This is a genomic window from Trichothermofontia sp., from assembly GCF_053493415.1.
Window position 1 is genome coordinate 1 of the sequence record NZ_JBRCAD010000056.1, and the last position, 9,010, is coordinate 9,010.

The 9,010-nt window shown below is 56.9% G+C and carries 6 protein-coding genes and 1 tRNA gene; 1 reads left to right on the plus strand and 6 read right to left on the minus strand.

The window, feature by feature from the left end; genetic code table 11:
• Positions 1–21 precede the first annotated feature (21 nt).
• Complete coding sequence (locus tag ACWIUF_RS04845; protein WP_448571123.1) at positions 22–1,332, plus strand: polysaccharide deacetylase family protein; 1,311 nt, start codon at positions 22–24, stop codon at positions 1,330–1,332.
• 34 nt (positions 1,333–1,366) lie between these two features.
• On the opposite strand, the gene ACWIUF_RS04850 is transcribed toward ACWIUF_RS04845, so the two are convergent.
• The 6 genes from ACWIUF_RS04850 to rodA form a co-directional block, all read right to left on the minus strand.
• On the minus strand, positions 1,367–2,200 hold the full coding sequence (locus ACWIUF_RS04850) for an ABC transporter permease (protein WP_448571125.1): 834 nt from the start codon (positions 2,198–2,200) through the stop codon (positions 1,367–1,369).
• Between the two features lie 38 nt (positions 2,201–2,238).
• Entirely contained in the window at positions 2,239–4,431 is a 2,193-nt protein-coding gene (locus tag ACWIUF_RS04855; RefSeq protein WP_448571126.1) for a GumC family protein, read from the minus strand.
• Between the two features lie 28 nt (positions 4,432–4,459).
• Positions 4,460–5,821, minus strand: a complete 1,362-nt coding sequence (locus ACWIUF_RS04860; RefSeq protein ID WP_448571127.1) for an SLBB domain-containing protein — start codon at positions 5,819–5,821, stop codon at positions 4,460–4,462.
• Between the two features lie 44 nt (positions 5,822–5,865).
• Positions 5,866–7,173, minus strand: a complete 1,308-nt coding sequence (locus ACWIUF_RS04865; protein ID WP_448571128.1) for a glycosyltransferase family 4 protein — start codon at positions 7,171–7,173, stop codon at positions 5,866–5,868.
• A 300-nt stretch (positions 7,174–7,473) separates the two neighbouring features.
• Positions 7,474–7,544, minus strand: a tRNA-Gly gene (locus ACWIUF_RS04870).
• Positions 7,545–7,677: 133 nt separating this feature from the next.
• A partial coding sequence (gene rodA, locus ACWIUF_RS04875; RefSeq protein ID WP_448571129.1) for a rod shape-determining protein RodA occupies positions 7,678–9,010 on the minus strand: 1,333 nt, incomplete at its 5' end.

Consider the following 9,010-nt stretch of genomic DNA (forward strand, 5'->3'; position numbering starts at 1 on the left):
GTGGGGGGGGGGTGAGCAGAGATGAGTCATCCAGCGGCGCGATCAGGAGGGGCCTTCCAGGGCCGCTCCCAGGCGCCCAAGCCCCATTCCCACCGCCCCACACCCACCCGTCAGCACCGTCTGGGGATATTGATATCCCAGCTTCATTCCTACTATGCGGCGCAGGGGATCACCCTGTACAGTCAATCCCTCCTCCCGGATTGCTTACAGATTCAGCTTCTGGGCCAGTCTGGGCTGTCCCCCCGCGCGGCCCAGCAAGTTGGGCAACAGGTGTGTCGAGCCTTGCAACAACAACAGACGGTTTTACTGGCTAACCAAATTCGCCAGGTGCTGGTCAGCGTCACAACTCACCGGGGATCACCTCCCCTTTGGCAGCGCACGATCGCCCTCCTCCCCCTCGCCTCAGCCAGTATCCGTGCCCAGCGCGTTGCGTCCGCTGCCCCACCCATCCTCAAACTGGGCCAATGGCTGGGTAAGGGCTGTCTTGATTTTTTTCGCAGCAATGGCTTGCTCCTCACCTTCCTCCTAGCGGGTTGGTTGTATGCTGCCCTAGCCCTGAATCCCTCACCCCAATCGACCCAGCCTCAAACACCCCAACCGACGGCCCAACCCGTTGAGATTCCCCGCCCCGCTCGCTCAGATCTCACCCCCGTTGAGGTGGCAGCAACCCCCAATCCCTTAACCTTTGCGGTGCCAGAAGTCTTCCAGGGCAAAACGATTTATCGCATTAACCCCATTCGGGCACGTAAACTCATTGCCTTGACCTTTAATGGGGGGCCTTGGCCCGACAATACGGAACAAATTCTGGCAATTCTCAAGCGTTATCACGTCAAAGCTACTTTCTTTTGGACTGGACAAACCGTGGTGGATCACCCTGACCTCGCCCGTCAGGTCGTTGCCCAAGGCCATGCGATCGGGAACCAGCCCTGGAGCCGTCCTGAGCCGGTTAGCCAGCGCCTCGCGATCGCCCAGGCGATCACACGCACAACCCAAGCCATTCAACAAACCACAGGCGTTACCAGCGGGCTATTGCGACCGAGCCAACTGCCCATTAGCGAAGCCTTCCTACTGCAAGCCCAACGGCAACAGTACACCACTATTTTGTGGTCCCTTGATGCCAGCCATGAGGATAGTTCCGATGCGATCGTCGATCGCGTCCTTCAGGAAGCCTCATCAGGAACCATCGTGCGGATGCAGGAGGAGGGCGATCGGGTGGCCCTGATCCAGGCATTACCTCAAATCATTACCCTCTTACGCCGTCAGGGCTATCAATTCCTGACCGTTCCCGATCTCCTGAAGCAGCAAACGAATTTACAAACACGGCCCATTTAAGGGGCCGGTCCAATCACCCAACCCAGCAGCCTGCCTAAATCACATCGGCAAACGTGCGCTCTACCCGCCGGAAGAACCACAAACCACTGCTGAGCAATCCCCCCACAAGCGTGAGGGACAGCCAGAAACCCGGTAGATACAGGGTTGCAGTCCCCCCTAAAATGGCCCAGCGGAAACCATCAATAACCCCCACCATTGGATTGAGGGAATAGAGCAAGCGCCACTGCTCCGGGACGATACTGCTACTAAAACCGACCGGGGAAATATACAGCCCAAATTGGACCAGGAACGGGACCACATAGCGAAAATCACGATATTTCACATTCAGGGCGGCTAACCACAAGCCCCCTCCCATCGCCGCAGCAAAGGCGATCGCGGTAAACAACGGCAAGCTCAGAATGCGCCAACTGGGCACAAAGTTATACCAGGCCATGAGGCCCAACAGGATCAGCCCCGAAATCAGAAAATCTACAAAGCTGACAATGACAGCACTGGCTGGAATGACTAGACGCGGAAAATAGACCTTAGCAATCAGATTGGCATTCGTAATCAGGCTATTACTGGCCTCCGCTAGGGCACTGGCAAAAAATTGCCACGGCAACATGGCTGCAAATACCAAAATGGGATAGGGCACCCCCTCCGATGGCAATTGGGCCAACTGACCGAAGACGATCGTAAACACCACCATCGTCAAAAATGGCCGTAGCAACGCCCAAGCAATCCCGATCGCCGTTTGTTTATAGCGCACCAGAATATCCCGCCAGGCCAAAAAGTAAAACAACTCCCGGTAGCGCCAGAGATCACGCCAATACTGCCGCTCCGTCCGCCCCGCCTCAATCACGAGCTCTGTTTCCCCGCGTTGCACCATACCGAGTTTTGCAGGTTGAAGGTTGAATGGTCAGATCCCTACCGTTTCCCCCCGTTTGAGACAGGGACCGGTAATTTGGGGGCTTTCTGGTGGTAGTAACGATAGTAATAGCTATCGTAGGAATACCCGGTCACGAGCCGCTGCACCCCATTGGCAATGACACCGAGTAGGGGGATTTGGGCCGTTTGCAAATGATCAACCACGCGTTTGACGGCCGATCGCTTGGTTTTACCCAGGCCGACGACCAAGGCCAACCCACTGGTGACAGGCGCTAACAACTGGGCATCCGAGAAGCCCAACAAGGGCGGTGTGTCATAAATAACGATATCAAATCGGGTGTGTAAGTCCGCCATCAGGGTCTGCATCCGGCTAGAGGCCAATAACCGCGAGGGGTCGCGGGGGGAAGGACCGGCGGTTAGAACAAAGAACTTGTCTTCGTGGGGGGCGATCTGGATCAATTCTGCCGGGTCCCGATCGCCGAGCAACAGCGTACTCAACCCTTCCTGATTCGCCAATCCCAACGCTCGATGCAACTGGGGACGACGCAGATCCGCGTCCACCAACAGGACGCGTTTCCCCATCGCCGCAGCGGCATGACCCAGGTTCAAGGCGATCGTGGATTTACCTTCCGCTGGGGCTGCCGAGCTAATCACAAACGCGCGAATCGGGTTCAGATTGTTCAACAGGCGCACCACCGTCCACAGGGAGCGGAAGGATTCCATAAAGGGAACGACCTTGTAATCCCGATAGCGTTGGGTAACAACCCCGGATTCGGGTTCAGGCTGGGGCAAGTCTTCCGGTAGGATCACCTGGCGCGTCCCCCCTAGGCGGCTGGTATAGGGAATAACGCCCAGGAGAGGCGCCTGGGTTAGTGCCTTCACTTCCTCCACACTCTGCAACGACTCGTCCAGCTTTTCCACCATAAAAACGGCGGCACTGCCTGCCAAGAGACCCACGATCGCCCCCAAGATGAGTTGGCGAAGAATGTTGGGTTCAATCGGGTCAGTCGGCACAGTCGCGATCGACAGCAATTGCCAGGGAATTTCCTGTTGGGCCGCATCCAGCAGCAGCTTTTCACGGGCCTCCAACAGCCGCGTTAGTCCACTCGTTGCCAACGTTAACTCCCGTTCCAGATCCGCGCTCAGCCGCGATAGGGCAGGCAATTGGGCGAGCTGTTGCCGCAACTGCAATTCAACCTGGGTCAGGGTTTGTTGCTGGGATTGCAAGGCCTGAAGATCGCTGCTCGTGGTCGCCAGGGTCCCGCTTAAGGCCCGCTCCGCTTCCTGGCGCAGGAGGGGCAGTAGATTATCGCGTTGACGTTGGAGGGTGACCAGGGCCGGGCTATCGGGTTGCGATCGGGCCAACTCTTCGGCAATCTGTCCATCCACTTGCCGTACTTGCTCAACCAGAGATTGGTACAAGGCATCCTGCCGCAGCACCGCCGTCGCCCCCGCCTTGCCATTCAGCGTGCTCAAGCGCTGTTGGGTTCCCTGCACCTGTAGGAAGGTATTGAGCCGCTGGGTTTCCAAGGTACTCAGTTGGCTCTCCAGTTCCCGCGCCTTGGTGTCCAAACTGGTGAAACTATAGCGCTGCCGTAGCTCTTGCAGCGTTGCTTGCAGGCGGTTGACCCGGGTCTGCATCAGGGGAATTTGCTCCTCCACAAATTGAATGCCCTGGCTGAGAGAGGTTTGACGCGTTTGCAGGCTGTAATCCAGGTAGCCCTGGGCCAGGTGATCGAGGACAAATTTAATCTGCTCCGTATCGGTCCCCCGAAAGCGAATATCCAAAATCTTGGTATCTTGCAAGCGCGTGATGCTCAACCCCAACATCATCTCGTTGTAGGTTAAGTCGGGATAGCGGACCTGAATCCGCCGCAAAATCGGGTCTAGGATTTCCGGACTTAGCAACACTTGAATTTGGGTATCGTAATCCAGGCGATCGCCGCGCCAGGGTGGCACTTCCCCCGGCTGCCCCAGGAGTTGGGGTAAGGGTTGGTTCGTCGCAACCGCTTCGACCAGAATTTGAAAGCGCCCTTGATAAACCGGGATAATCTGGGTTGCCCGCCACCAGATCAGGGAACTGACTAGGGCTGCCACGCCAATAAAGATCGGCAGCCGCCGCCGCAGAATATGCAAAAGCTGACCCAGGTCTGTCTCTTGGGTGGGGTGGGTTTGAGGCTGCCAAATCGCTGCTGGTGCTAGGGCAGGGGGGATCGGGGGGGTAGCATGCATACCGCAAACTCTCCACAAAGATAGAAAACTAGAACAATCGGAGCAAGGTATTGAGCAACAGGACCACGGGGGTGGCCACCTGGGTAATCCGGTCGGCGGTGCGGGTAAACCCAGAGCGATCGACGATAATCACATCATTGGGGCGCATAATCGGATTCGTGGCTTCGTTCACATCGGCAGCGAGGTCAACGGCCAGGGTCCGCCGCACGATGGTGCCATTGGGTTGGAGGCGAATCAGTTCCACCGTTTGGCGATCGGCACGGGTACTATGGAAGCCGCCCGCCGCCAAGAGTGCTTGGTTGAGGGGGGTATTGGGGGGCACCTCTACCGCCCCCGGTTTGACGACCTCACCGACCACATTCACCCGAATCGTTTCAGGGGCAAAACTGGCGGTGGCTACCTGACTCAGTTGGGAGGGGGAAAGGGTGGCCGCCGTGGCAATCCGGATTCTGTCCCCATCCCGCAGGCTAATGTCCTGACTCAGATTACTGTTTTGTAGTAACTCCCAAAGGTTGACCGAAATAACCTGTTCCAAGTCCTCTAGGAGGGGCCGCCGTACCTCAATTTGGCGCAAATCCGCCCGTTGGGTAATCCCCCCCGATGTCTGAATCAGTTCCGTGATCGTGACGCTGGGAATGCTACCGCTGGTTGTCGGCTCAAACTTATAGGTACCCGGACGATTGACTTCCCCACTAATCGCAACCCGGAGAGGACGAGCCTGCTCTAGGACGATCGTCGTGAGGGGCTGACGAAAGAAGCGGGTGTATTTCGCCGTAACCATATCCCCGACTGCTTGCAACGTTAGACCCGCAACCGGTACCTGGCCAATGCGAGGCAGATTAAGGGTGCCATCGGGCAGGACAGGATAGCTTTTGCTGTACTCTGGCACGTTGAAGATATCGACAAAGACACGATCGCCAGGTCCTAGCGTGTAATCTTGCCGCTCTAGGGGGGTGGAGGAGCCTAATTCAGGGGAAGTGGCAGCCTGGGTAGCACCAGGGCGCGAGGGTCGGGGGGCCAGTTGGGTCTCAGCCGATCGGGCCGTCGGTAGTGGCGTCGCTACCGTGGGCATCCCTGCCGTAGGTGCGGTGGGTAACAGGTCTTCCACAAACGATACCGTTTGCGCGAGGAAGAGCGGCGTTGGCGCGGGGGCCAGAACCGGCGTCAGCGTAGCTGGGGGGGCCGCCAGCGCCGGCGGGGGCCAATAGCCCCCAAGCAGGCAAATGCAGGCCAAGGCCAGCGAGGGGGATGGCCGGAGACAGGGGGAGCGGGGAATGACGCTAGGTGCATTCATAGGCGTAGGCAGGGGTTGGGTGGAGCATCGAAACTGGGGAACCCGCGATCGGAGCAGGCGATTGGAGCAGGGGGAACCGTTCAGAGAGGGCGGCATGGGGAGAATTCCAGCGAATCGCGGCAAGGCAAAGCCAACAGAAGTTAGGGCGGCGTCGGGCTGTGGAGGCGGCAGTCTATACTGGCCGGGAGGCCCCGACGCACAATCTGGTAATAGCGATAGCCACTGATCTCAGGCGAAAAGTGGGTTTGCAGGTAGTGCCGAGCGGCAGCCCCCAGTTGTTGACGCAGCGGCGGGTCATGGTGCAACTGTTGGATAAAGTTGGCAAGACCCTGGCTATCCTGATGCCGAAAACTTTGCCCACAGTTCGCCTCCTGGAGCAGGGTGCGCAAATAGGAATCCGTCGCACAGATGGCGGCGATCGGACGGCCACTGGCCAGGGCCGCATAGAGCTTACTAGGGGCCACCAAGCCCTCCATCCCAGGGCCAATGCTGACCAAGGCCAGATCGCAGGCCGTCAAGGAGTAGGGCAATACCGTCATATCTTGATACGGCAAAAATAGCAGGTTCCCTAAGCCCAAGGCTTCTGCCCGATCCTGACATTCGGGATAGCGGGCACCCCCACCAATGAATAAAAACTTAATCTGCGGCTGGGGCTGCAAAATCTGGGCGGCCCCCAGGATCGTGTCGAGATCATGGCAGCGGCCCAAGTTGCCAGCATAGAGCACCACAAAGGGATCGACCAGTTGATGCGCCTGGGCAAACCAATTCTGGTGTTTGGCAATTGGCCGAATCTGCTGGGGATTGGCCCAGTTGTGGATGACCACAATCTTATCGGCGATCGCCGGATACTTGTCGCGCAGACGTTGCTGCATGGTCGCGCTGAGAACCACAATCGTCTGCGATCGCGCCCATACCCGTTGGTTCACCCCATCCCAAAGCTTTACCAGCCAATGCTGTTCACTGATTACCCCCAACTTCACCGCAATATCCGGGTAGAAGTCGTAGAGGATACAGACGTAGGGGGTCCCGAAAATGAGATTGATCACATAGCCCAAGCTGTGGAGGAAAGGTGGGGCTGTGGTTAAGAACAGCACATGGTTGCGACCGGCATGACGCAGTAAATGGAGGGCCGATCGCAGATAGAATAAAACGCCAGCAATGGCTTTGCCCCGGATACGACTCGGCCAGAGGTGAACACTGCGGGTGCGCTGAATCTGAAGCTGGATACCCTCCTCTAGCCTAGGGGCAACCGCTTGTCTGAAGGCGTACCCCGGCTGTCCAGTGAAAACACTGACGGACATCCCTTCCCGACTCAGAAAACACGCCAAATCACGGATCAATTGTCCCGTGGGCGCGTAGTCAGGTGGAAAAAACTGTGTTACTATCTTCAGCCGAACAGGGGCACTGCTTAGCTCCCGTTTTATTAGCCGATGCAGAGGTAACCACACACTACCACTCCTCTTCTCATCATCCGACGTTTCTGGGTCTGAACCCCAATCTTCCCAAGCAGAAGACACCTTCGCCTGAAGCGCATGGCTATGCAGACGAATGTCAACTTCCTGTTCGCAGAGGTCTTCGTATAGGTGATGCCCGTAGACTCACCCTACGGTTGACCTTGATGCTAGAAACGTCATCTTTAGTCTTCCCTAGGATCTATCCTAGACCATCATTCTGGGTTGATTATTATTTTCCGCTAATATTTCCCGACAATTTTTGACCATTTTTCGACAACAGGGGTCATCTTGCAAAGCGGGCAGCGGGAATCGAACCCGCATCGATAGCTTGGAAGGCTATGGTTTTACCACTAAACTATGCCCGCGACGGCTGGTGCTAACGATCGTCATGGCCGATCGCAACCTCGGTCCTTAGCTAGGCTAGCATAGAGCCTGCCGTCTGTAGCAGGAATTTATCTGCCGTTCTGCCGTCCTTAGCCGCTCGGCAGCCGCTAGCCCCTAGTACCGCAGGCGACGATAGTTAGCAACCGACTCGACGAGGCCAAAGGCCATGAAGTTAGCCAACAGCGCCGATCGCCCATAACTCAGGAAGGGTAAAGGAATGCCGGTAATGGGGGCTAGTCCGATCGTCATCCCAATGTTAACCGTCACCTGGAAAATCACCATCGAGAGCACCCCGATCGCAATTAGGGAGCCAAAATTATCCTTGGCACTCTGGGCAATCAGCACTAAACGCAGGCAGATGAGCCAAAAGGCCACCAGAACCAGCAGACAGCCCACAAAGCCCAGTTCCTCCCCGATCGCCGAGAAAATAAAGTCCGTATGCTGCTCCGGAATAAAGCTGAGTTGGGTTTGGGTGCCCTGGTGTAACCCCCGTCCCCAGAGTTCCCCGGCCCCGATCGCAATCCGGGACTGAATCAGGTGATACCCCCCACCCAGGGGATCTTTATCTGGATTCAGGAACAGAAGAATCCGATCCTTTTGATAATCCTGGAGCAGCCCCCACATAATGTGGCCCAGTTCACCCGCAATCAGGTTGATCGCCACCGCCGCCAAGGCCCCAATCCGCGGCCAGGGCAAGGTTAGCCAAGCAATCCCCCCCAAAATCACGACCCAGACCAGCCAGATCGGCAGAAAGACGTTGAATAAAATCACCGAAACTAGGGGAGAGAGCAACAACAGTAACCAACCGGGGTTGGCATTACCCCAGTAGAGCATCCCCAGCGTAATCGCCCCAAAAATCAGGGCGGTGCCCAGGTTGGGCTGCACAAAGATCAATACCCAGGGAACCGCTGTCACCGCCAGACTGGTGAGTACTGCCGGAATCGTGGCAGCCGTTCGGGTATGGAGCATTGCGGCTAGGGTGACGATAATTCCCGCTTTGGCAAACTCCGAAGGTTGAACATTAAAGCCCCCGATCGTGATCCAGCGTTCAGCCCCCATTGCCGTAGTGCCGATAAACATGACCGCGATCAACGACAGATTGGTAATGGCATACACCAGCCAATGCCAGCCGAGTAATACGTCATACCGGAAGCGGGCCAGGAGCAAGGCAATTCCCACCCCAAAGCCACCAGTTACCAAATGCTGTAAACCATAGGTCGTGTCCCCCTGACTCAGTTCAACGCTGCGGATCATGACCCCCCCCAGGATAGTCAGGCCTGTGATCAGGCCAAAGAGGAGCCAGTCCACCTGTTGCCAGGGCTGGAGCCAGGTTTGCCAACGCAAATAGAAGTGGGATTTTTTTAGCATTCGATCGTGGAGGGGAGGAAAAGGCCAGAGGAGAGAGTGCTGAGAATAGAGAATAGAGGAAAGAGAATAGAGGAAAGAG